The organism is Sphingomonas sp. Leaf21 (assembly GCF_916858675.1).
GTDB lineage: Bacteria > Pseudomonadota > Alphaproteobacteria > Sphingomonadales > Sphingomonadaceae > Sphingomonas.
The window spans coordinates 25,114-46,456 of sequence record NZ_CAKASM010000029.1 but is presented as its reverse complement, the minus strand read 5'-3'; the positions used below and the strand labels follow the sequence as shown (position 1 = coordinate 46,456).

At 68.1% G+C, this 21,343-nt stretch carries 24 protein-coding genes; 9 read left to right on the top strand and 15 right to left on the bottom strand.

Features of this window, described 5'->3' with window-relative positions:
* The first annotated feature begins 318 nt into the window (after nt 1-318).
* Entirely contained in the window at nt 319-528 is a 210-nt protein-coding gene (locus LRP66_RS16320; RefSeq protein WP_230483660.1) for a hypothetical protein, read from the top strand.
* An 18-nt stretch (nt 529-546) separates the two neighbouring features.
* On the opposite strand, the gene trmB is transcribed toward LRP66_RS16320, so the two are convergent.
* Nucleotides 547-1,227 carry a tRNA (guanine(46)-N(7))-methyltransferase TrmB gene (trmB, locus tag LRP66_RS16315; protein ID WP_230483659.1) on the bottom strand — a complete coding sequence of 227 codons (681 nt, stop codon included), beginning with the start codon at nt 1,225-1,227 and terminating at the stop codon, nt 547-549.
* Between the two features lie 64 nt (nt 1,228-1,291).
* Here trmB and LRP66_RS16310 point away from each other — a divergent pair, with 64 nt between their 5' ends.
* A complete protein-coding gene (locus LRP66_RS16310) occupies nt 1,292-2,095 on the top strand; it encodes a formate/nitrite transporter family protein (RefSeq protein ID WP_230483658.1) in 804 nt (267 codons plus the stop codon).
* 59 nt (nt 2,096-2,154) lie between these two features.
* Here LRP66_RS16310 and metK read toward each other — a convergent pair whose 3' ends face one another.
* On the bottom strand, nt 2,155-3,357 hold the full coding sequence (gene metK, locus LRP66_RS16305) for a methionine adenosyltransferase (RefSeq protein ID WP_230483657.1): 1,203 nt from the start codon (nt 3,355-3,357) through the stop codon (nt 2,155-2,157).
* Nucleotides 3,358-3,398: 41 nt separating this feature from the next.
* A complete protein-coding gene (lnt, locus tag LRP66_RS16300) occupies nt 3,399-4,937 on the bottom strand; it encodes an apolipoprotein N-acyltransferase (RefSeq protein WP_230483656.1) in 1,539 nt (512 codons plus the stop codon).
* Between the two features lie 360 nt (nt 4,938-5,297).
* On the opposite strand from lnt, the gene LRP66_RS16295 reads away from it, so the two are divergent.
* The 6 genes from LRP66_RS16295 to LRP66_RS16270 all read left to right on the top strand — a co-directional run bounded on the left by LRP66_RS16295 (nt 5,298) and on the right by LRP66_RS16270 (nt 10,222).
* Complete coding sequence (locus tag LRP66_RS16295) at nt 5,298-6,296, top strand: PhoH family protein (RefSeq protein ID WP_230483655.1); 999 nt, start codon at nt 5,298-5,300, stop codon at nt 6,294-6,296.
* Nucleotides 6,297-6,399: 103 nt separating this feature from the next.
* On the top strand, nt 6,400-6,915 hold the full coding sequence (gene ybeY, locus LRP66_RS16290) for an rRNA maturation RNase YbeY (RefSeq protein WP_230483654.1): 516 nt from the start codon (nt 6,400-6,402) through the stop codon (nt 6,913-6,915).
* A 9-nt stretch (nt 6,916-6,924) separates the two neighbouring features.
* The gene (locus tag LRP66_RS16285; RefSeq protein ID WP_230483653.1) at nt 6,925-7,830 is read left to right on the top strand and encodes a hemolysin family protein; all 906 of its coding nucleotides are present in this window, start codon (nt 6,925-6,927) and stop codon (nt 7,828-7,830) included.
* 8 nt (nt 7,831-7,838) lie between these two features.
* Entirely contained in the window at nt 7,839-8,306 is a 468-nt protein-coding gene (locus LRP66_RS16280) for a GNAT family N-acetyltransferase (RefSeq protein ID WP_230483652.1), read from the top strand.
* Between the two features lie 411 nt (nt 8,307-8,717).
* Nucleotides 8,718-10,046: a PQQ-dependent sugar dehydrogenase gene (locus LRP66_RS16275; RefSeq protein WP_230483651.1), complete on the top strand. Its 1,329-nt coding sequence runs from the start codon at nt 8,718-8,720 to the stop codon at nt 10,044-10,046.
* 11 nt (nt 10,047-10,057) lie between these two features.
* Entirely contained in the window at nt 10,058-10,222 is a 165-nt protein-coding gene (locus LRP66_RS16270) for a hypothetical protein (RefSeq protein WP_230483650.1), read from the top strand.
* 3 nt (nt 10,223-10,225) lie between these two features.
* Here LRP66_RS16270 and LRP66_RS16265 read toward each other — a convergent pair whose 3' ends face one another.
* From LRP66_RS16265 to LRP66_RS16210, 12 genes are all read right to left on the bottom strand, one after another.
* Nucleotides 10,226-10,855, bottom strand: coding sequence for a LysE family translocator (locus LRP66_RS16265; RefSeq protein WP_230483649.1), 630 nt, complete (start codon nt 10,853-10,855; stop codon nt 10,226-10,228).
* Between the two features lie 14 nt (nt 10,856-10,869).
* Entirely contained in the window at nt 10,870-11,172 is a 303-nt protein-coding gene (locus LRP66_RS16260) for a polyhydroxyalkanoic acid system family protein (protein ID WP_230483648.1), read from the bottom strand.
* The gene (locus LRP66_RS16255) at nt 11,169-11,600 is read right to left on the bottom strand and encodes a VOC family protein (protein ID WP_230483647.1); all 432 of its coding nucleotides are present in this window, start codon (nt 11,598-11,600) and stop codon (nt 11,169-11,171) included. Before LRP66_RS16255 ends, LRP66_RS16260 begins: the two co-directional genes overlap by 4 nt.
* A gap of 56 nt (nt 11,601-11,656) precedes the next feature.
* The gene (gene miaB, locus LRP66_RS16250; RefSeq protein ID WP_230483646.1) at nt 11,657-12,979 is read right to left on the bottom strand and encodes a tRNA (N6-isopentenyl adenosine(37)-C2)-methylthiotransferase MiaB; all 1,323 of its coding nucleotides are present in this window, start codon (nt 12,977-12,979) and stop codon (nt 11,657-11,659) included.
* Nucleotides 12,980-13,026: 47 nt separating this feature from the next.
* Complete coding sequence (locus LRP66_RS16245; RefSeq protein ID WP_230483645.1) at nt 13,027-13,422, bottom strand: hypothetical protein; 396 nt, start codon at nt 13,420-13,422, stop codon at nt 13,027-13,029.
* A gap of 65 nt (nt 13,423-13,487) precedes the next feature.
* On the bottom strand, nt 13,488-14,162 hold the full coding sequence (locus tag LRP66_RS16240) for a lysophospholipid acyltransferase family protein (RefSeq protein ID WP_230483662.1): 675 nt from the start codon (nt 14,160-14,162) through the stop codon (nt 13,488-13,490).
* A gap of 71 nt (nt 14,163-14,233) precedes the next feature.
* Nucleotides 14,234-14,656 (bottom strand): Fur family transcriptional regulator, encoded by a 423-nt coding sequence (locus LRP66_RS16235; RefSeq protein ID WP_230483644.1) that lies wholly within the window; start codon nt 14,654-14,656, stop codon nt 14,234-14,236.
* A gap of 96 nt (nt 14,657-14,752) precedes the next feature.
* Nucleotides 14,753-15,223, bottom strand: a complete 471-nt coding sequence (locus tag LRP66_RS16230) for a GNAT family N-acetyltransferase (RefSeq protein WP_230483643.1) — start codon at nt 15,221-15,223, stop codon at nt 14,753-14,755.
* Nucleotides 15,223-15,861 (bottom strand): tRNA (adenosine(37)-N6)-threonylcarbamoyltransferase complex dimerization subunit type 1 TsaB, encoded by a 639-nt coding sequence (gene tsaB / locus LRP66_RS16225; protein ID WP_230483642.1) that lies wholly within the window; start codon nt 15,859-15,861, stop codon nt 15,223-15,225. The genes LRP66_RS16230 and tsaB overlap by 1 nt, the downstream gene beginning before the upstream one ends.
* A gap of 8 nt (nt 15,862-15,869) precedes the next feature.
* Nucleotides 15,870-16,460 (bottom strand): malonic semialdehyde reductase, encoded by a 591-nt coding sequence (locus tag LRP66_RS16220; RefSeq protein WP_230483641.1) that lies wholly within the window; start codon nt 16,458-16,460, stop codon nt 15,870-15,872.
* On the bottom strand, nt 16,460-17,032 hold the full coding sequence (locus LRP66_RS16215) for a NifU family protein (protein WP_230483640.1): 573 nt from the start codon (nt 17,030-17,032) through the stop codon (nt 16,460-16,462). The genes LRP66_RS16220 and LRP66_RS16215 overlap by 1 nt, the downstream gene beginning before the upstream one ends.
* Nucleotides 17,033-17,320: 288 nt before the next feature.
* On the bottom strand, nt 17,321-18,100 hold the full coding sequence (locus LRP66_RS16210; RefSeq protein WP_230483639.1) for an aspartyl/asparaginyl beta-hydroxylase domain-containing protein: 780 nt from the start codon (nt 18,098-18,100) through the stop codon (nt 17,321-17,323).
* A 187-nt stretch (nt 18,101-18,287) separates the two neighbouring features.
* Between LRP66_RS16210 and LRP66_RS16205 the strand changes: the two genes are divergently transcribed.
* Complete coding sequence (locus LRP66_RS16205; protein ID WP_230483638.1) at nt 18,288-21,245, top strand: M16 family metallopeptidase; 2,958 nt, start codon at nt 18,288-18,290, stop codon at nt 21,243-21,245.
* Nucleotides 21,246-21,343 lie beyond the last annotated feature (98 nt).

Sequence of the window (21,343 nt, the reverse complement as noted above, 5' to 3'; positions counted from 1 at the left end):
CTCGCGCTCGCGAAAGGCGGCCCGCGCCTCGATCCGACCGGTCATCGTCGCCGCGCGATCGCTCGCCCGCGCCTCACGCGCCCGTGCCCGCGCGGCGGCGCGCTCCTCCAGGCTGTCGTTCGTCCGTACCCGGACTCCGCCATTGGGCGGGGTCACACCCCAACTGTCATCGACCACGCTCGTCGCTCCCCGCAAATAGGTCGGCCGCTCTATAGCCGCGCGCCGACGCCAGGCCAGCGCCGTCCACGATAATCCGCTTGGCAACCAGACCGCGTTCCGCTTGTTATTGATCCAGAATAAAAAGACGGGAGGATAGCGATGGACCCGATGCTCGACCCCGACCTGATCGAATTCATGGACGATGCGAGCCTGCTCGCCGCCTTCGAGATGGTCCGCACCGCGCCCGACGATGGCGGACACGGCGCGCTCATAGCCGAGCTTCGCCGACGCGACCTTGGCCCCGTTACCGCCCCGACACTTGCGATCATGGCCGACACCAACCGCCGGACCATGCCACTCCGCCTCTAGCTCGCGGTCGGTCGCCGCCTATTGGCGGATATAGCGGAAATACCACACTTCGTGCCCCTGCCGCCGAGCCTTGCGCTCATAGCGGGTTTCGGGCCAGTCGGCGGGGCGGGTCAGGAAGTCGTGCGGCGTTCGCGCCTGCCAGGCGAAGTCTTCCCGCGCATTCATGATCATCATCGACCAGTGGCAATAGGTCGGATCGTCGGTCCCCAGACGGAATTCGCCGCCGGGCTTCAGCTTGCGCGCGATCGTGTCGAGCGGGCCGTGGTTCATCATCCGCCGCTTGGCATGCCGCGCCTTGGGCCACGGGTCGGGATGCAGCAGGTAGACTCGCTCCAGGCTGGCATCGGGCAGCCGCTCGATCACCTCCAGCGCGTCGCCCATGTGCAGGCGGACATTGCCGAGCGCGCGGTCGCGAATATGGCCGAGCGCGCCGACCACGCCATTGAGGAACGGCTCGCAGCCGATGAAGCCGGTGCCGGGGGCCGCCTCGGCCTGGCCCGCCAGATGCTCGCCCGCGCCGAAGCCGATCTCGACCTGGAGTGGCCGGTCGTCGCCGAACAGACGCATGGCGTCGAGCGGGCCGTCCTCGGGCACGCTCAGCCCAGGCAGCATGTCCTCGACCAGGGCGGCCTGGCCCTGGCGCAGCTTGTGGCCCTGTCGCCGACCGTAAAGGCGGCGGATCGTCGTCGGATCGTTCATCGCCGGGCCCTTAGCGCGGGTGGCGAAGGGAGCCAAGGGCGAGCCCGGCCGTTGCCCGGCACAGATGACCGACGATAGACCCCAAGCCGACGGCAAGGCGCAGAAGGCCGCCGATGCCAAGGACCTTCACCGCGCGGTGCGCGAAGCGGGCGAGAGCGAACTCGACCGCCCGGCGGGGGCGCTGTTCTGGTCGGGGCTGGCGGCGGGGATCGCGATCCACAGCTCGCTGATCGCGGAGGGCGCGCTTCACGCCGGACTTCCCGATGCGCCGTGGCGTGGGCTGGTCGCGGCCTTTGGTTATCCCGTCGGATTTCTGGTGGTGATCCTGGGACGGATGCAGTTGTTCACCGAAAGCACGATCACCGCGATGCTGCCGCTGGTGACCAGGCCATCGGGCTGGGCGTTGAAGCGGACGCTGCGGCTCTGGGCGATCGTGCTGGTCGCCAACCTGATCGGCACCGCGCTGGCGGCGGGCATGGTCGCGGGCGGGGCACTGGGAAATGCCGAGATCCGCGAGGCGATGGTCTCGGTCTCGGCACGCATCCTGGAGCTGGGCGGGTGGGAGACGTTCGTCAACGCCATCCCCGCCGGTTTCCTGATCGCGGTGGTCGCGTGGATCCTGCCCAATGGCCGCAGTCAGGCCTTCTGGATCATTCTGGCGATCACCTATGTCATCGCGATCGCGGGTTTCAGCCATTCGATCGTCGGCGCGGACGAAACCTTCCTGCTGCTCTTCACCGGACAAGTGGCCGCCGGACGCGCGCTGTTCGGGCTCCTGATTCCGGCGATCCTCGGCAATCTGGTCGGTGGGGCGGGGCTGTTCACGCTGCTCGCCCATGGGCAGGTGCAAGGCGAGACTCGGGGATAGGCGCCAGACGAAAAAGGGGAGCCGAAGCTCCCCTTTCCCGTGATCGGCTCCGTGCCGGATCAGGCGGCGACGGCACCCTTGATCTGGTCGACCAGGTCGGTCTTTTCCCAGGTGAACAGCGCGCCTTCCGCCTCGCGGCCGAAGTGACCGTAAGCGGCGGTCTTGGAATAGATCGGCGCGTTGAGCTTCAGATGCTCGCGAATGCCCTTCGGCGTCAGGCGGACCAGCTTGGGCAGCGCGGCCTCGAGCTTGGCTTCCTCGACGGTGCCGGTGCCGTGCAGGTCGACATAGACCGACAGCGGCTCGGCGACGCCGATCGCGTAGGACAGCTGGATGGTGCAGCGCTTGGCCAGGCCCGCCGCGACGACGTTCTTGGCGAGGTAACGCGCGACGTAGGCCGCTGAGCGGTCGACCTTCGTCGGATCCTTGCCGCTGAACGCGCCGCCGCCATGCGGAGCCGCGCCGCCATAGGTGTCGACGATGATCTTGCGACCGGTTAGGCCGGCGTCACCGTCCGGGCCGCCGATCTCGAACAGGCCGGTCGGGTTGACGTAGATCTGCTTGTCGTCCGGCAGCCAGCCCTCGGGCAGGATGTCGGTCAGCACCGACTTCACATAGTCGCGAAGCTTGACCTGTCCCGCCTCGTTCGACAGCTCGGCCGAGTGCTGGGTCGACACGACGATCGCGGTCGCGCGGACCGGCACGCCGTTCTCATATTGCAGCGTCACCTGGCTCTTGGCGTCGGGCTCCAGGAAGGGGGCCGCGCCCGAGTGGCGGTCGGCGGCCATCTTTTCCAGGATCTTGTGGCTGTAATACAGGGTCGCGGGCATCAGGCCGGGCGTTTCGTCGGTCGCGTAACCGAACATGATGCCCTGATCGCCTGCGCCTTCGTCCTTGTTGCCGCTCTCGTCCACGCCCATCGCGATATGCGCCGACTGGGCGTGCAGATTGTTCGAGAAGTCGAAGGTCTGCCAGTGGAAGCCCGACTGCTCGTACCCGATCCGCTTGACGGTATCGCGCACGGTCCGCTCGATCTCCTCCAGCGCGCCCTCGGCCCACTGGTCGTTCTCGAACACGCCCTTGCAGCGGATTTCACCCGCCAGCACGACCTTGTTGGTGGTGGTCAGCGTCTCGCACGCGATGCGCGCTTCCGAGTCCTTGGACAGGAACAGGTCGACGATCGAGTCGCTGATCTGGTCGGCGACCTTGTCGGGGTGACCCTCGGAAACCGATTCCGATGTGAAGATGTAGGAGTTCCGCATTCCTGTCCTCATAAGGATATAAAGATAGCTTTATATGTCCTCTAGCGACCACGACGGCGGATGGCAACGCCGATCGCGGCGAGCGCGGCCGCGACGACCAGTGCCAGCATGTTGCCGACGCGCGAGAACAAGGTCGGCGGCAGCGCGGCGGGCAGGGGGGCTTCGGCGGAACCCGCCGTCTCATGCGGCACGGCGGCGATCAGTCGGCCATCGGCGGCGATGATCGCCGAGATGCCCGTCGGGGTGGCACGGATGATCGGCAGGCCTTCCTCGATCGCGCGCATCCGGGCCTGGGCGAGATGCTGCGGCGGACCCCAGCGCCCGAACCATGCGTCGTTGGACGGGTTGAAGAGCAGGCGCGGGCGATGCGCCTCGTCGACCACCTGGCCGGAGAAGATGATCTCGTAGCAGAGCTGGACGCCGACGGGCCCGAAGCCGGGAATCGGTAGATTGCGCGGGCCGGGGCCGGGGGTGAAGTCCATGTCGCCGGGGACGAGGCGAGCGAGGCCGAGCGGCTTCAACAGCCATGGCATGGGCAGATATTCGCCATAAGGCACCAGATGCGCCTTGTCGTAACGACCGGTGATCCGGCCGTCGGGGGAGATCGCGAAGACGCTGTTGGTCGCGCTCGACACCCGGTTGCGATCGGGCGTGAACAGCAATGCGGTGCCCCCGACGAGCGCGGCATCGCGCGGCCCCAGCACATTGGCGATCTGCCGCCGCGTCCAGAAGGGCGGGGCGTAGTTGAACCCGAAATAGGCCCATTGCGGATAGCCGTCCTCGATCATGTCGCGGACCACCCCCTCTGGCCAGACGATCAGCCGGGGGCGGGCGCCGGGCCTTCCCGACAGCGTCGTCAGACGCTGGAGCAGCAGCGGACCGTCGCTCTGCCCGCGCTGATCCTGCGCGACATTGGGCTGGACGACGCGGACCAAAGGCGCATCGGCGCCAGGCTCGGGCGCGCGGGTGAGGGGGGCGGAGAGGGCGGCCAGCCCGGTCGCGGGCACCATCACCGACGCCAGATGCCAGCGTCGCCGCAGCGACAGCCAGATCGCGCCCGCCAGCACGACGGTCAGCCCCGACAGCGCATAGGTGCCGATGACGGCGCTCATCCGTGCCACCCCGATCACCGGCAACCAGACGACCGACAGCGGGTCCCAGGCATAGCCGGTGAACAGCCGCGCACGCAGATATTCGGTGGCGATCCACGCGGCGGCGAAGATCAGGACATAGGCCGAATCGGGCCGCTTCCCCCGGAAACGCCAGGCGACGCCCGCCGCCGCCATCGGGAACACCGCCAGATACAGCGCCAGCCCGACCGCCGCGAAATAGCCGAGCGCCGGCGGCATCTTGTCCTGAAAGTCGAAGGCGTGCTGGAACCAGTTGTTGTTGACGGTGAAATGCCCGACCCCGAACGCCCAGCCCCGCCACAGCGCACCACGGATGCTCGGCGCGTCCTGAACGAGGGCGAGCAGGACGATCACGCCCGCAAGCGTCAACGGCCAGAGATTGAGTGGCGCGAAGCCGCAGGCGGCGACCGCCCCGGCGACAAGGGCGATGAGGGCGGGATGGCGTGTCACGGGCGCAGGATATGGCGCGGGCGCCGTGCAGGGGCAATGCGCGATTGCTCTTGCCGTCGCGGTCAGCTTCACGGTGAAGACCCGATCCCATTCCTCCCCTGCAAGCGGAGGGGGGGCGTGCGAGGCATGGTGAAGGGGCGTCGCCGGTGGCGATCAGGGCATGACCGCTCCAGCCCCGACGCCCCCCCGTCAGGCTTGCGACCTGCCACCTCCCGTTCGGGGGGAGCAATGGGGTGTCGCGCCACGCGCTCCGCGTGCCGCATCGCCGCTTTTGTCGTCACACCCCTGTCATGCAATTTCGCTGGCGTTCCTCCCGTCGGCACCCCATCTTGGGTGGACCACAGACGGTGAAAGGACCGCATGAGCCGCAAGCCCCTCCCCGCCCAGGCCGGTGAACGCAGCCGGGCGGAACTCAGCTTCGACAAGCCGCAGGTGCTGGCGCAGCTATTTGGTCAATATGACCGCAACCTGGTCGCGTTGGAAAACCGACTGGGTGTCTATATCACCGCACGCGGCAACCGGGTGGGGCTGGAGGGCACCGCCGAGCAGGTCGGGCTGGCGCGCGACGTGCTGAACGATCTCTATGCCCGCATCCAGCGGGGCGAGGATATCGATACCGGACTGGTCGACGCCTCGATCGCGATGGCCTCGGAACCCACGCTCGACGGCATCCTCAGCGCCGAGCGGACATCCGCACCGCCGATCATGATCCGGACGCGCAAGAAGACGATCGTGCCCCGCACGCCCGCCCAGGCGCATTATATGAAGCAGCTCGTGTCCAACGACATGATCTTCGCGCTCGGGCCAGCGGGCACCGGCAAGACCTATGTCGCGGTGGCGCAGGCGGTGGCGCAGCTCATCACGGGCTCGGTCCAGCGCCTGATCCTGTCGCGCCCGGCGGTCGAGGCGGGCGAGCGGCTGGGCTTCCTGCCCGGCGACATGAAGGAGAAGGTCGACCCCTATCTCCGCCCGCTCTACGACGCGCTCTACGACTGCCTGCCCGCCGAACAGGTAGAGCGGCGGATCGCCAGCGGCGAGATCGAGATCGCACCGATCGCCTTCATGCGCGGCCGGACACTGGCCGATGCCTTCGTCATCCTCGATGAGGCGCAGAACACCACGCCCGCGCAGATGAAGATGTTCCTGACCCGCTTCGGCCAGAACAGCCGCATGGTCGTCTGCGGCGATCCCAACCAGGTCGATCTACCCGGCGGCGTCGCGGCTTCGGGCCTGGCCGATGCCGTTCGGCGCCTGGAGGGGGTGGAGGGCATCGCGATGAGCCGCTTCACCGCCGCCGACGTCGTCCGCCATCCGATCGTCGGGCGGATCGTTGATGCCTATGAAGGGCCCAACGCCTGATCCTGCTTTCGCCCAGTTCTGCTTTCGATGGCGTAACGATGGAACTGTTGATAGGGGGCGGCGATTTTCCCACCGACCGCCTCCTTCACCCCGAAAGGCTCCGATGATCGAGATTGCGCTGATCCATGAAGAGCCCTGGTCCGGGGACGAGGCGCAGTGGGAGGCGATCGCCACCCGCGCCGCGCGCGCCGCGATCGAACGGACCCCGCACGGGCCGTTGCTGACCACGCCCGCGCTGATCGAGATCTCGGTCCGGCTGACCAGCGACGACGAGGTGCAGGCGCTCAACCGTCAGTATCGACAGAAGGACAAGCCGACCAATGTCCTGTCCTTCCCGATGGTACAGCCCGACCTGATCGAGACGGTCACGCAGAATTCCGACGATGGCGAGGTGCTGCTCGGCGACATCGTGCTGGCGCATGGCGTCTGCGTCGCGGAGGCGGGGGAGCGCGGGATCGCCACCGAAACGCACGCGACTCATCTTCTGGTGCATGGCGTTCTGCATCTGCTAGGCTATGACCATATGAACGACGACGAGGCGGAGGCGATGGAAGCGATCGAACGCGACGCGCTGGCCAGCCTCGGCATCGACGACCCCTATCACATACGCGAGGACTGACACCCCCCGATGGCCGACGGCCCCAGTAGCAGCACCGGCAACGGTGACTCCAACGAATCCGGTATATGGCGCGGGCTGAAGAGCCTGATCTTCGGCGATGAGCAGGGCGAGTCGCTGCGCGATCAGCTCGAAGACGCGATCGATCGGCATGAGGGCGATCCCGGCCCCGATGCCAAGGGCGACCTGACCCCGCTCGAACGGCAGATGGTGCGCAACCTGCTGCACTTCGGCGAGCGCGACGCGGGCGATGTGGGCGTGCCCCGCGCCGACATCATCGCGGTCGAGGAGCGGACGACCTTCGACCATCTGGTCCAGATCTTCGCCGAGGCGGGGCACAGCCGCCTGCCCGTCTATCGCGAGACGCTCGATTCGATCATCGGGATGGTCCATATCAAGGACGTGTTCAACATCCTGGCGACCGGTGCCGCGCATCCCGAGACGCTCGCCGGGCTGATCCGCGATCCGCTGTACGTCCCCATGTCGCGCGGCGCGCTCGACCTGCTGGCCGACATGCGCCAGAAGCGGGTCCATCTGGCGGTGGTGCTCGACGAATATTCGGGGACCGAAGGCCTGGTCACCATCGAGGATCTGATCGAGGAGATCGTCGGCGAGATCGAGGACGAGCATGACGATGCGCCGCAGGCGCTGCTCGTGCCGCTCGACGGCGGGGCCTGGGACGCCGACGCGCGCGTCAGCCTGGAGGAAGTCGGCCGCGCGGTCGATCCGGTGCTGGAAGAGGCGGAGGAGGATGTCGACACGCTGGGCGGGCTGGCCGCGGTATTGGCCGGACAGGTCCCGCCTGCGGGCACCTGCATCGACCATCCCAGCGGCTGGCGGATCGAGGTGACCGAGGCGGACGAGCGCCGCATCCATCGACTTCGGTTGCATCCGGCGGTCGCGACCGAGGTCGAATAAGGCGTGACATGCCGGACGGCATGATCCGCGGCTATATGGCGTCGGACCGGGCGGCATGTCTCGCCCTGTTCGACGGCAACACGCCGCGCTTCTTCGCAACCAGCGAGCGCGCGGAGTTCGAGCGTTTTCTGGACCGCCATGCGGCCGAGTGGGCGTTTCGCGTGATCGATCAAGACGGGCAGGTCGTCGCCTGCGGTGGCTTCGCCGTGGGGAGGGATGGCCGGACCGCGCATCTCTGCTGGGGCATGGTCGCGCATGGCCTCCACCGCCAGGGGCTCGGCCGCCGTCTTGCCGAGGCGCGTCTCGCCGCCGCATCGGCGCATCCGGGCATTTGCGACGTTCACCTCGACACCAGCCAGCACAGCTACCGCTTCTATGCGCGTCTCGGCTTTCGGACGGAGCGGGTTACGCCCGATGGCTATGGGCCGGCCCTCGACCGGTATGACATGGTTCGGCCGATCCGAGGGGATGGATGATCGGGTGTCGTCTCAAGCGACGCCGTCGATCACACTGGTCATTTCAATGCGTTAGCAATGTCGGCCTGAGCGGTTTACTGGCGATGACACGGACAGGACAGGTCGTCGGGACGTTTGGCGGCATGGCTTCCCGGACGTATCCGTGATCGACCGGGCCTGGTCCCCGAGATCGGGGGCGCGAATTACCTCCCTGACACTCGCGCTCTCGAAGGCCGCCGATGCGCTCCCCTGTGGCATCGGCGGCCCCCTTTCGCGCCACATGTCCGGGTCGTCGCCCACGCTGCGCCAGTCGGCGCATCGGCTGGGCTTTCCGACCCTCGTCTCCATCGAAGGGAGAGCGAGGAAGTCGATCGCCACGGCAATTGCGCATGGGGCCTTCCCCCCGCGCGTGCATCCGCCTAGTTTCGGGTCATGCGCAAACACGTCCTGATCCTGCTCGGCATCCTTATGGTGGTCGGCATCGCCATTTTCGCCTGGCTGGCCTGGCCCGATACCGCGCGGTTGAGCGTCGATCAGGTCGCGGGCAAGCAGCCCAGGATCGAGGCGCCGCGCGAGCAGGTCATCCCGACGGTCAACATCGCCAAGCCGGTCGGCTGGACGAACGGCGCGAAGCCGACGGTGGCGCAGGGGCTGGCGATCCAGGCGTTCGCGACCGGGCTCGATCACCCGCGCTGGCTGTATGAGCTGCCCAATGGCGACGTGCTGGTGGCGGAAACGAACTCGCCGCCGCGCCCGAGCGCCGGGCTGGTGCAGCGGGTGATGAACTTCTTTCTCGGCCGGGCTGGGGCGGCGGTGCCGTCGGCCAACCGGATCACGCTGCTGCGCGACACCAATGGCGACGGCGTGGCGGACGTGAAGACGCCCTTCATGACCGGGCTCAACTCGCCCTTCGGCATGGTGTTGTTCGACGGCCAGCTCTATGTCGCGGACACCGATGCACTGGTCCGGGTGCCCTATACCGAGGGTACGACCAAGATCACCGCCAAGCCCGAAAAGGTCGTCCCGCTCAATCCGGCGGGCAATCACTGGGCGCGCAACGTCATCGCATCGGGCGACGGCCAGACACTGTTCGTATCGGTCGGATCGTCGAGCAATATCGCCGAGAACGGCATGGACGCCGAGAAGTATCGCGCCGCGATCCTGCAGGTCTGGCCCAAGGACAAGAACTGGCGGATCTATGCGGCGGGGCTTCGCAATCCGACCGGCATGGCGATCAATCCGGGCAATGGCCGGTTGTGGACCGTGGTCAACGAGCGCGACATGCTCGGCTCCGACCTGGCGCCCGACTATCTGACCCAGGTCGAGTTCGGCGATCACTTCGGCTGGCCCTGGTATTATTGGGGTGGCTATCCCGATACGCGGGTCGAGCCCGCCAACCCGGCGCTGCAGCAATATGTGAAGCGCCCCGACTATGCGCTGGGGCCGCACGTCGCGGCGCTGGGCCTGACCTTCTCGCCGGGCGCCAGGCTGGGCGACCGTTTCGCGCGCGGGGCGTTCGTCGGCGAGCATGGCTCGTGGAACCGCAAGCCCGCCTCGGGCTACAAGGTGGTGTTCGTGCCGTTCGGGCCCAACAACTTCCCCGTCGCCAACGCCAAGCCGGTCGAGGTGGTCGGCGGCTTCCTCAATGCCGATGGCCAGGCGCAGGGGCGGCCGGTCGGCGTGATCGTCGACAAGGCGGGCGGGCTGCTGGTCGCGGACGATGTCGGCAACGCGGTGTGGAAGGTCACCGCGGCGAAATGACCGGCCCGGGCATGAGGCCGAACGCAGTCTACGCGACAGCGGTCGGCGTGTCTGTTTTCCTTCTCATGCTGCTGCTCGACGCGCTCCACATCGCGGTCCATTGGCCGTGGCGCGCCGCGCTGGTCGGCCTGGTGTGCAGCGCACTGATGTCGTGGGCCCGGTCGAAACGAGCGTAAGGCTCAGGCTGGCTTGAGCTTGAGCAGCGCCAGTCCGAAGCCGATGAAGATCGCGCCCGTGACGCGGTTGAACGCGCGCTTGACCCTCGGTCGGCCGAGATAGCGCGAGAGCGAACGGCCGCCGAGCGCATAGGCCGCGTACCAAAGCGCCTCGATCACCGCGAAGGTCGCGACGAGGATCGCGAATTGCGGCGCCTGGGAGCGGGCGGGGTTGATGAACTGCGGGAGGAAGGCGACCGCGAACAGGATCAGCTTGGGATTGCTGATCCCGATCAGGAAACCGCCGCGAAAGATCGCACGGCGCGACAGGCTGCGGGGTATCGGGCCATTGCCGACATCGACCGGCGCGACGTCCGCGCGCATGGCCTTCACGCCCAGGAACAGCAGATAGGCGACACCGGCATAGCGGATCACCTCGAACGCGCCCGGCAGTGCGAGGAGCAGCGTCGTCAGACCGGCGGCGGACGCGGCGAGGACGCTCACCACCGCGCTCAGGCATCCCGCCATCGCCGCGACGCTGCGCCGCAGTCCCATGTCGACCGACCGGGTCATGATGTGGAGCATGTTGGGACCGGGGGTGCCCGACAACAGGAACACCGCCCCGATGAACGGCCACCAGGTGTGAAGCGCCATGGGGTTCGAACGACCTATTTCAGCAGCTTGGGCGCCTCGGCCCGGATCACCGCCTCGAGCTGGCTGGAGAAGAGCGACAGGAAGCCGGGAAGGTTGACCACGGCATGGACATTGTCCTCGAACACCGTCGCCTCCGCACCGATCGACTGGCCCATCGCGCCAACGGTGAAATACATCGTATCGCCCTCCCAGCGATGCTCGACCGTCGCGCCGCCGGGGATCATCCGGCCGATCTTGCCGATCCCGCCGTCGAGCCGTTCGCGCACCGCCGCCTTGCCGAGCTTGTGCGGGATATCGAGCGAAATGGGGGCGCTCATGCGGTCATCTCCGTGGCGAACAGCATCGAATCGTCGGCAAAGGCCTTGAACTCCAGCGCGTTGCCGCTGGGGTCGCGGAAGAACATGGTGGCCTGCTCGCCGGGCTGGCCCTTGAACCGGATATAGGGTGCGATGCCGAAGCGGATGCCCGCCGCCTCGACCCGCGCCGCGAGATCCCTCCAGTCGTCCATCGTCAGGACGACGCCGAAATGCGGGACCGGCACCTGATGCCCGTCGACCGCGTTCTCGACCGCCACCGGCCGGGCGGCGGGATCGAGGTGCGCGACGATCTGGTGCCCAAACAGATCGAAATCGATCCAGTGGTCGCTCGATCGCCCCTCGGCACAGCCGAGCACCGATCCATAGAAATGCCGCGCGGCGGCCAGGTCGTGGACCGGAAAGGCGAGGTGGAAGGGGCGTATCGTCATGCGCCCGAATTTAGGGCGGCCGGGCCACGATGACCAGCCCGTCCGCGTCCGCGGGCTCAGGCCGCCGCGAACAGCTTTGCCTGACCGGTCAGGGAGTTTGGCCCCGCCGCGACCAGCTCGACCTCGACCAGGTCGCCGATCCGGTGGTCGCCGATCAGATGCACCGATTGCAGCCAGGGCGATTTGCCCAGCATTTGTCCGGGCAGCTTGCCGCGCCGCTCGATCAGCACGGCGCAGGTGCGCCCGACGCTGGCGGCGTTGAACGCGTGCTGGTCGCGGTTGAGCGCCGCCTGAAGCCGCTGAAGCCGTTCGTCCATCACCTCGGGCGGAACCTGATCGGCCATGGTCGCGGCGGGCGTGCCGGGGCGCGGAGAATATTTGAAGCTGAACGCCTGGGCATGGCCGATCGCATCGACCAGGCTCAGCGTGTCGGCGAATTCGGCCTCGGTTTCCCCAGGAAAGCCGACGATGAAGTCGCCCGACAGCGCGATATCGGGGCGCGCGGCGCGGACGCGGTCGATCACCCGCATATAGCTGTCGCGGCTGTGCTGGCGGTTCATCGCCTTGAGGATGCGGTCACTTCCCGACTGCACCGGCAGATGGAGGAAGGGCATCAGGCTCTCGACATCGCGATGCGCGTCGATCAGGCCCTGCGCCATGTCGTTCGGATGGCTGGTCGTGTAGCGGATGCGGTGCAGGCCGGGGAGGCGGTCCAGCGTGCGGATCAGGCCGTGCAGCCCCCGGTCCTCGGCATCGTTCCAGGCGTTGACGTTCTGACCCAGCAGCGTGATCTCGCGCGCACCGGCATCGACCAGCGCCTTGGCCTCATCGACGATCGCGGCGAACGGACGGCTGACCTCCGCCCCGCGCGTATAGGGCACGACGCAATAGGTGCAGAATTTGTCGCACCCTTCCTGCACCGTCAGAAAGGCGGAGGGGCCGACCCTGCGACGGCCGGGCAGGTGGCCGAACTTCGACTCGATCGGCATGTCGGTGTCGAGCGCGGCTTCTCCGGCCGCCGCCTTGGCCACCAGATCGGGCAGGTTGTGATAGGCCTGCGGACCGACCACGACGTCGACCTTGGCGCGACGGACGATCTCGGCGCCCTCGGCCTGCGCGACGCAGCCCGCCACGGCGATCATCGGCTTGCGCCCCTGTTCGCCCGCGTCCTTGCGCAGGCGGCCGATCTCCGAATAGACCCGCTCGGTGGCGCGCTCGCGGATGTGGCAGGTGTTGAGCACCACCAGGTCGGCGGCACCGGCATCGTCGGTCGCGGACAGGCCTTGCGCGGCCATCAATTCGGCCATGCGCTCGCCGTCATAGACGTTCATCTGACAGCCGAAGGACTTGACGTGAAAGGTCTTGGGGGATGCGGGCATGGCGCGCCCCTTATCGCAAATCGCGCCCGCTCGCCAGCGTGGCGCGTTCAGCCGCCACGGGGCAGGCACAGACGCGTCTCGTCCGCCATGTCGCTGCTCTGGCGATAGAGGTCGGTGAACGCGGAATAGGCGGCATCGTGCGGCGCGCTGGGCTTGGTCGCGCCGTAGCGGGTGATCGTCACCGCCTCGGTATCGGTGACGACTGGGCCGCTTGGCCCCCGCGACAGCACCCTGACCAGGCTGGTCCGCGTCGGGTCGTTATGGCTGGCGTACCAGCCATTATGCGCCGCGACCGCCTTGGCGAAGGTCGCCCATTGGCCGGGTTTGATCCTGCTGTGGCGGATCGTCGCCATCTGGGTGCCGGTCGGGCAGGGATTGGCGACCTGCGCATCGGCGGCGGTCGCGGTGATCAGGCCAGCGATAACGAGCATCATCTTCAACATGGCGTCCCCCCAAATCGAATCGCCGTGATCCTATCGCGGCGCGCGCGCGGTTGCGATGGGGGATGTCACGCGTCCGCGATCCGGGCCCGCGCCTCCGCCGCGATCGCCTTTCGGTCGGGATAGTCGGCAGGGGCGAAGGGCGGCAGATAATGGAGCGTGACGGTGAACCGTCCGGCGCGGCGAAGAACCCGCCTGGCGTGCGCATCGCCCGCTTCTTGCCCCAGCCAGGCGAGTTCCCCCTCCGCCGGGCCATAGTCGATCCGCACCGGCTGCACCAGGATGCCGGGCAAGGGCGGGACGAGCGCGGCGAACAGGGCGGGCTTGAACGGCAGGATGGTCAGGTCGTCGCCGGTCGTTCCTTCGGGAAACACCGCCAGCGGCTGACCATCGGACAGCGCCGCGCGGATCGTCGCCACCTGGTCGCCAACGCCCAGCCGGTCGCCGCGTTCGACGAACAGGGTGCGGTTCAGCCCCGCCAGCCACCCGATCAGCGGCAGGCGGGCGACCTCCGCCTTGGCGACGAAACGCGTGCCCGCCGTTCCCGCCAGCAGCAGGATGTCGAACCAGCTCAGATGATTGGCGGCGATCATCACGTTCCGGCGTTCGGGCGTTCCGACGACCCGGATGTCGGCGCCCAATATCACCGCCACCCGCCGCAGGAACCGGCGCGGCCAGGGGGACGCGCGTCCCGCCGCCCGCCACGCTCCGTGACATAGCAACGCGATCAGTAGCGTGGCCACGATACGCAAAAGGCGGCCCGCTGCTCGCAGGCCGCCTTTGCTGTCGGCATCGGAGTGGGCGGCGCTTGCCATCACACCTTGCGGTCGAGGCTGACGCCGTACAGCTCCATCCGGTGATCGACCAGGCGGAAGCCCAGCTTTTCGGCGATCGCCTTTTGCAACTGCTCCAGCTCGGGATCGACGAACTCGATCACGCGGCCTGTCTCGACATCGATCAGATGGTCGTGATGCGCCTCTGGCGATGGTTCGTAGCGCGCACGGCCGTCGCCGAAGTCGTGACGGTCGAGGATGCCCGCTTCCTCGAACAGGCGGACGGTGCGGTACACCGTCGCGATCGAGATGCCCGGATCGATCTTGGCGGCGCGCTCATAGACCTTTTCCACATCGGGATGGTCCTCCGCCTCCGACAGGACGCGGGCGATCACGCGGCGCTGTTCGGTGATGCGCAGTCCCTTTTGTGCGCACAGCGCTTCGAGATCGATTTTGCGGGCCATGGTAACCTGTAACTCCTCGGGGCAGGCTCCTCTCTACGCGCAAAGCGCTATTGCGAAAAGAGGATAGCGACTCGCAATAACTTGAAAGCGGACGAGTCAGGCGATCGCGCGGGCATAGGTATGGGCATCATAATGCTGCCCGTCCGCGCCCTTGTAGTAATTACGCCGCTCGCCGCATTTGGCGAAGCCATGGGCCGTGTAGAACTGGATCGCCGGATTGTTCGCCCGCACCTCCAAATGGAGCATGATCACCCCGCGCGCGGCACAGTCGGCGGCGGCCATCTCGATCAGGGCGCTGGCGATGCCGCTGCGCCGATGCCCGGGGACGACGCCGAGCAGCAGCAGCTCCGCCTCGTCCATCACCGACCGGGTCAGCGCGAAGCCCGCCGCCTCTCCACCCGCCTCGGCGATCAGCAACTGGATACCGGGCATCACCATCACGCCCAGCAATTGCGCCCGGGTCCAGGCCTCCCCCCATTGCGGATCGAAGGCGGCCGCCATCAGTTCCTCGACCACCCCGGCATCGCGCGCGTCGCCGCCGCGCAGTGTCAGGCTGACGCTCGCCATCAGGCGGCAAGCCCGGGCGGGGTGATTCCGCCGGGCAGCTTGGCGTCGGGTGCGCGACCATAGACGGGGCGGGGGGGCAGGTCGGTCAGCGCGGAAGGCAGCCGCCATGCCTCGCCCGCGTCGGGCAGCGCGTCGATCACCGGCATCGCGGCGTCGAGCGCGGTGAGCCAGCGGACGCCATTGCCGACCGCCCGGCGCCCCTCGAGCGAGGCCAGTGCGGCATCGGGCTTCATCGAGGCGAAGGGGGCGAGCGCGGTGAGGTCGCGGGCGAAGGGCTGGACGAACACCTCGCCATGTCCGCCCTCCAGTACGATCGACACATGGTCGTCTCCATGCCGTGCGAAGAAGGCGGCGGCGACCAGCGCCAGCGAGCTGTACCCGGATGCGGTGACATCCCAGCCCAGCGCGAGTCCGCGCGCGGCGGCGATGCCGACCCGGATGCCGGTGAAGCTGCCGGGGCCGCAATCGACCAGGATCCGCTCGGCACGCCCGCCATCGGGCAGCATCGCGATCATCGGCACCAGCTTTTCGGCATGGCCGCGCCCGACCACGTCATGCGCGCGCCCGATGATCCGGTCGCCATCGAGCAGGGCGACCGAGCAGGCGGCGGTGGCGGTATCGATGACCAGCGTGCGCAAAGTATGGCTCAGACGATGCGGTTGGCTTGTTCGAACGCCAGACGCGGGTTGCGCGGATGGAGCGTGCTGCGGTCGCCATAGCCGATGGTGGCGATGAAGTTCGAGCGCACGCCCGGCTGGTCGGCGAAGAACGCCTTGTCCACCGCGCCCTGGTCGAAGCCCGACATCGCGCCGGTATCCAGCCCCAGCGCGCGCGCGGCGAGGATCAGATAGGCGCCCTGGAGCGAGCTGTTGCGAAAGGCCGATGCCTCACGCAGTTCGGTATTGCCCTCGAACCAGCTCCTCGCATCGACGTGCGGGAAGAGCTGCGGCAGAGTCTCGTGGAAATTCACGTCCATGCCGATCACGACCGCGGCGGGCGCGGCGCGGATCTTGTCCGGGTTGCTGCCGGTCGCGCAATCGGCCAGCCTGTCCTTCGCCTCCTGGCTCAGGCACCAGACGAACCGCGCCGGGCTCTGGTTGGTCGAGGTCGGGGCCATCTTCACGAGATCCCACAGGGCGTGGATCACGTCCTGGGTGACGGGGGTGTCGAGATAATGGTTGAACGTCCGGCCCTCGCGGAACAGCCGGTCGAGGCTGGCGTCGTCGATCGGGTTCATCAGACGGCCCTCACTTCGGTAACTTCGGGGACATAATGGCGAAGCAGTTGCTCGATGCCGTTCTTGAGCGTCGCGGTCGAAGAGGGGCATCCGGCGCAGGCGCCCTGCATCTTGAGATAGACCTTGCCCTTGTCGAAGCCGCGATAGACGATGTCGCCGCCGTCATTGGCGACGGCGGGGCGGACGCGGGTGTCGATCAGCTCGCGGATCTGGGCGACGATGTCGGCATCTTCGGGATCGTCGGTGAAGCTGGCGTCGTCCGACGGCACCTCGAAATCGGCGGCGCCCTGACGGAACAGCGGCATCTGCGCCGAGAAATGGTCGAGCAGGATGCCGAGCACGTCGGGCTTGACCTCGGACCAGTCGGTGCCGGGCGCGACCGTGACCGAGACGAAGTCGCGACCGAAGAATACGCCGGTGACGTCGCCCAGATTGAAGATCGCCTCGGCCAGCGGGCTGGCGGCGGCTTCCTCGGGCGAGGCGAAATCGCGGGTTCCGCTGTCCATAACCTTGCGGCCGGGCAGGAATTTCAGCGTCGCCGGGTTGGGCGTGGGTTCGGTCTCGATCAGCATGTCCCCCATGTGGCGCGGGTCGCGACGGGGATCAAGCAGCGCGGCGGAAAGGATGCGTTTCCGGCGAATAAGCTGAGCGAGCCGACATTCCCCTTTCTTCCCTCTCCCCTGGACAGGCTTCGGTGCCGAAGTCGCGCCCATACAGGCAAATTCGCCGTTCCCCCGCGCAGGCGGGGGGCCAGAGCCAAGCGGGACGAACGCTTGGGCTCAAGACACTGGACCCCCGCCTGCGCGGGGGAACAGAAGGACGTCGGCAATAGAGCGTTCGCAAGATAGCGTCGGCCGCCCCTAGATCCGCCCCGGCAGGAGCCGGAGCGCCGCCGCTGCGGCCCATTGTCCCGGGCGGCGCAGCGGGCGCGCGAAGCGGATGCGCAGGACGATCCGCTGTCCCCCGGCGTCGTTATGGATCTCGTGATCGAAGCTGTCGTCGAAGATCAGCGTCTCGCCCTCGGCCCAGCGCAGGATCCGGTCGCGGACCCGCATCCGGGCGCCGCCGTCGCGCGGCACGACCAGCCCGAGGTGACAGGTGATCAGGCCCTTGGTGGCGCCGCGTCGCGCGGGGATGTGTATACCGGGCGCGAGCGTGGCGAAGGCGGCGTCGTACAGGCCGGGAATGGCGTGGAGCGCGGCCAGGGTGTGCGGGCATCGCTGCGCATGATCGGCCGTCGCGGCGCCATCGCGCCAGAGTGGCGTCAGGCCATTCTGGGCCGTCGCGACGGCTTCCTCGCGAATCGCGCGCCAGTCGCGCCGCAGCAATGCGGTCCAGGCGAAGTCGCGCACATCGAGTACCGGATCGGTGGCCGCCAGCGACTGCGACGCGATCAGTCCGTCGAACAGGCGGCCGATGCGGTGGCGAAGCGTTCGCGCATCGTCGGGGCAGGTCGCAGGGGGGAGCGAAGCCCGGGCGGCAGGCAGGGCGTGCAGTGTCGCGACGCGCCCGACCCGGTTCGAATCATCGGCGCCGGGCTGGGGCGCGAGCAGCGTCGCGCTCTGCGCGGCGTCGCCCGATTCATGCCATATTGTGGCCGAGGCCCGATGCCGGGCACCGGCCTTCATCGACTTGGTCATCACGTTCCGTACATCCCCGGACTGTCCCCGCGCCCGGGCGTTGCTCGGCCCTTGTCACGCGGGATCAGTGACATGGGGATTAGCGGCATAGTGCGCCCAAATGATGGCGCGGCGGACGGCGAAGGCCTGCGATCAAGGCGATTTAGGGGCGGCTGGCGAAGCGGCGACCCACGGGGTAAGAGGGGGCATGGCGTTTCCGTCCCGCGCATTGCGCTGTCTTGCCCTGCCGGTCCTTCTTGGGCTGGCGCTTCCTGTCATCGGCCAGGCTCCCCCGACCAACCGGACCGACGATCGCTCGGTCCCGCAGGGAATGCCCGTCGCCGCGACGGTCGCGACCGCGCCGCAGGACGCGGCCCGCGATCCGCTCGCCCCGCTGCCGCCGATCCCGGGCGTCGACCAGAGCCCCTGGCTCTACAAGGATTCGGACCTGCCGCAGGACAAGGCGTGGAAGTTCGGCACGCTGCCCAACGGCCTGCGCTATGCGGTGCGGCGCAACGGCGTGCCGCCGGGGCAGGTCGCGGTGCGCGTGCGGATCGACGCGGGTTCGCTCAACGAACGCGATTCGGAGCGCGGCTTCGCGCATCTGATCGAGCATCTCTCCTTCCGCGGGTCGCAGCATGTGCCCGATGGCGAGGCCAAGCGTATCTGGCAGCGTCTGGGCGCCACCTTCGGATCGGATTCCAACGCGTCGACCACGCCGACCCAGACCGTCTATCAGCTCGACCTGCCGGGCGCGACCGAGCAGGGGCTGGACGAAAGCCTGAAGATCCTGGCCGGCATGATGTCGGCGCCGTCGCTCACCGATCAGGCGCTGAACGCCGAGCGGCCGGTGGTGCTGGCCGAACGCCGTGAGCAGCCGGGCCCGCAGGTCCGCTATTCGGACAAGCTGCGCGAGACGTTCTTCGCCGGACAGCCGCTCGCCGAGCGGTCGCCGATCGGCCAGCTCAAGACGCTGGAGGCGGCGACGCCCGAGACGGTCCGCGCCTTCCACGACCGCTGGTATCGCCCGGAAAACACCGTGGTGATCATCTCGGGCGATCTCGACCCGCTGTTGTTCGCGCGGCTGGTCGCCAAGAATTTCGGCGACTGGCAGGGTGTCGGCCCCAAGCCGCCCGCTCCCGATTTCGGCACCCCCAAGGCGGATGCCGCCGTCGCGGGCGCGCTGGTCGAACCGGCGATGCCGCCGGTGGTCGCGATGGCGGTGCTCCGCCCCTGGCATTATCAGGACGATACCGCGATCTTCAATCAGAAGCGGATGGTCGACATGGTCGCCGCGCGCCTGATCAGCCGTCGACTGGAGAATCGCGCACGGGCGGGGGGCAGCTTCCTGCAGGCCAGCGTCGCGCTGGACGACGTGTCGCGCTCGGCCAATGTGACCACCGTCAACGTCGTGCCGATCGGCGACAATTGGGAGGCCGCGCTGAAGGACGTGCGCGCCGTGATCGCCTCCGCGATGACGAACAAGCCGAGCCAGGGGGAGATCGATCGCGAGCTCGCCGATTACGACGCCATCCTGCGGACGCAGGTGGAGACGGCGCGGGTCGAGGCGGGGGCCAAGCAGGCCGACGACATGGTCGGCGCGCTCGACATCCGCGAGACGGTGACAGCGCCCGAGACGAGCTATCAGATCCTCCGCCAGGCGATCGACAAGAAGATGTTCACGCCGGATTCGATCCTGGCGTCGACGCGCAAGATCTTCCAGGGCACGGCGACCCGCGCGCTGGTCAACACCCGCGCACCCGAGCCCGACGCGGTCGCCCGGCTGACCGCCGCGCTCAAGGCCGATGTCCGCCCGCTCGCCGCGGATCGTCATCGCCAGGGGAATGTCAGCTTCGCGCAGCTCCCCAAGCTGGGCACGCCGGGCAAGGTCGTGTCGCGCGAGAAGATCGCCGAGCTGGGGCTGGAGAAGATCACGTTCGCCAACGGTACGCGGCTGCTGCTGCTCGCCAATGACGGCGAGACGGCGCGCATCTATCTGCGCGTGCGGTTCGGGCGTGGCTACGACGCGCTTCCCGCCGATCGCGAGACGCCCGCCTGGGCCGGCGACCTCGCACTGGTCGCCGGGGGGATCGGCAAGTTCAACCAGGACGATCTCGACCGGCTGACCGCCGGGCGGCGAATGGGCATGGACTTCGACATCGACGACGATGCCTTTTCGTTCAACGCGCTCAGTTCGCCCGACGATTATGCCGACAATCTGAAGCTGATGGCGGCCAAGCTGGTCGCGCCGCGCTGGGACGCGGCACCGGTGACGCGCGCCAAGGCGGCGATGCTGGCGGGCTATGACGGTTTCGATTCCTCGCCCGACGGGGTGCTGGGGCATGATCTGGAGCGGCTGCTGCGCGATGGCGATCCGCGCTGGGGCACGCCGCCGCGCAACGCGATCGAGGCGACCACGCCGGAAAGCTTCAAGGCGCTGTGGGCGCCACTGCTCGCCACCGGCCCGATCGAGGTGTCGGTGTTCGGCGACGTGAAGGCGGACGAGGCGATCGCGGCGGTGGCGAACAGCTTCGGCGCGATCCCGGCGCGGGCCGCGGCGACCGGCCCGGTGCCGCCGGTCCGCTTCCCCGCGCATGTCGACGCGCCGGTCGTGCGGACACATACCGGTCCGGCGGATCAGGCGGCGGCGATCATCGCCTGGCCGACCGGCGGCGGTTCGGCGGACGACAAGGATCGCAACCGCCTCGACGTGCTGGCGCAGGTCTTCTCCGACCGGCTGATGGACCAGCTCCGCTCCAAGGCGGGGTTGAGCTACAGCCCGCAGGTGGCCAGCCAGTGGCCGGTCGGGCTGCCCGACGGCGGGCGGATGATCGCGATCGGCATGGTCGCGCCCGACAAGGTCGATGTCTTCCTGACCACCGCGCGCGCCATCGCCGCCGACCTGGCCGCCAAGCCGATCGACGCTGACGAACTGCAACGGATAAAGCGGCCCATGGCGCAGCGGCTGGCCCGCATGGCGTCAGGCAACCAGTTCTGGATGCAGCGTCTGGCGGGTGCGGCCTATGACCCGCAGCGGCTGGAGGCGACCAAGCGGCTGGCGCAGGACTTCGTCTCGATCGGGCCCGCCGACATCCAGGCGGTGGCCGCCAAATATCTCCGGCCGGACAAGGACTGGTCGCTGAAGGTGGTGCCAAGGGCCAGGTAATCCTCCCCGTGCCGGGGAGGAACTTGTCCGAACGATCCGCGTTTTAGCCGTTCGAAACCGTTGTGCGCCGCAATATCGGCGCCACCCTTTCGCTTTGC

Bases quoted from the DNA above. Each gene is read 5' to 3' on its own strand.
- LRP66_RS16320 (WP_230483660.1), top strand. From the start codon at position 319: ATGGACCCGATGCTCGACCCCGACCTGATCGAATTCATGGACGATGCG.
- trmB (WP_230483659.1), bottom strand. From the start codon at position 1,227: ATGAACGATCCGACGACGATCCGCCGCCTTTACGGTCGGCGACAGGGC.
- LRP66_RS16310 (WP_230483658.1), top strand. From the start codon at position 1,292: ATGACCGACGATAGACCCCAAGCCGACGGCAAGGCGCAGAAGGCCGCC.
- metK (WP_230483657.1), bottom strand. From the start codon at position 3,357: ATGCGGAACTCCTACATCTTCACATCGGAATCGGTTTCCGAGGGTCAC.
- LRP66_RS16295 (WP_230483655.1), top strand. From the start codon at position 5,298: ATGAGCCGCAAGCCCCTCCCCGCCCAGGCCGGTGAACGCAGCCGGGCG.
- ybeY (WP_230483654.1), top strand. From the start codon at position 6,400: ATGATCGAGATTGCGCTGATCCATGAAGAGCCCTGGTCCGGGGACGAG.
- LRP66_RS16285 (WP_230483653.1), top strand. From the start codon at position 6,925: ATGGCCGACGGCCCCAGTAGCAGCACCGGCAACGGTGACTCCAACGAA.
- LRP66_RS16280 (WP_230483652.1), top strand. From the start codon at position 7,839: ATGCCGGACGGCATGATCCGCGGCTATATGGCGTCGGACCGGGCGGCA.
- LRP66_RS16275 (WP_230483651.1), top strand. From the start codon at position 8,718: ATGCGCAAACACGTCCTGATCCTGCTCGGCATCCTTATGGTGGTCGGC.
- LRP66_RS16270 (WP_230483650.1), top strand. From the start codon at position 10,058: ATGAGGCCGAACGCAGTCTACGCGACAGCGGTCGGCGTGTCTGTTTTC.
- LRP66_RS16265 (WP_230483649.1), bottom strand. From the start codon at position 10,855: ATGGCGCTTCACACCTGGTGGCCGTTCATCGGGGCGGTGTTCCTGTTG.
- LRP66_RS16260 (WP_230483648.1), bottom strand. From the start codon at position 11,172: ATGAGCGCCCCCATTTCGCTCGATATCCCGCACAAGCTCGGCAAGGCG.
- LRP66_RS16255 (WP_230483647.1), bottom strand. From the start codon at position 11,600: ATGACGATACGCCCCTTCCACCTCGCCTTTCCGGTCCACGACCTGGCC.
- miaB (WP_230483646.1), bottom strand. From the start codon at position 12,979: ATGCCCGCATCCCCCAAGACCTTTCACGTCAAGTCCTTCGGCTGTCAG.
- LRP66_RS16245 (WP_230483645.1), bottom strand. From the start codon at position 13,422: ATGTTGAAGATGATGCTCGTTATCGCTGGCCTGATCACCGCGACCGCC.
- LRP66_RS16235 (WP_230483644.1), bottom strand. From the start codon at position 14,656: ATGGCCCGCAAAATCGATCTCGAAGCGCTGTGCGCACAAAAGGGACTG.
- LRP66_RS16230 (WP_230483643.1), bottom strand. From the start codon at position 15,223: ATGGCGAGCGTCAGCCTGACACTGCGCGGCGGCGACGCGCGCGATGCC.
- LRP66_RS16220 (WP_230483641.1), bottom strand. From the start codon at position 16,460: ATGAACCCGATCGACGACGCCAGCCTCGACCGGCTGTTCCGCGAGGGC.
- LRP66_RS16215 (WP_230483640.1), bottom strand. From the start codon at position 17,032: ATGCTGATCGAGACCGAACCCACGCCCAACCCGGCGACGCTGAAATTC.
- LRP66_RS16210 (WP_230483639.1), bottom strand. From the start codon at position 18,100: ATGACCAAGTCGATGAAGGCCGGTGCCCGGCATCGGGCCTCGGCCACA.
- LRP66_RS16205 (WP_230483638.1), top strand. From the start codon at position 18,288: ATGGCGTTTCCGTCCCGCGCATTGCGCTGTCTTGCCCTGCCGGTCCTT.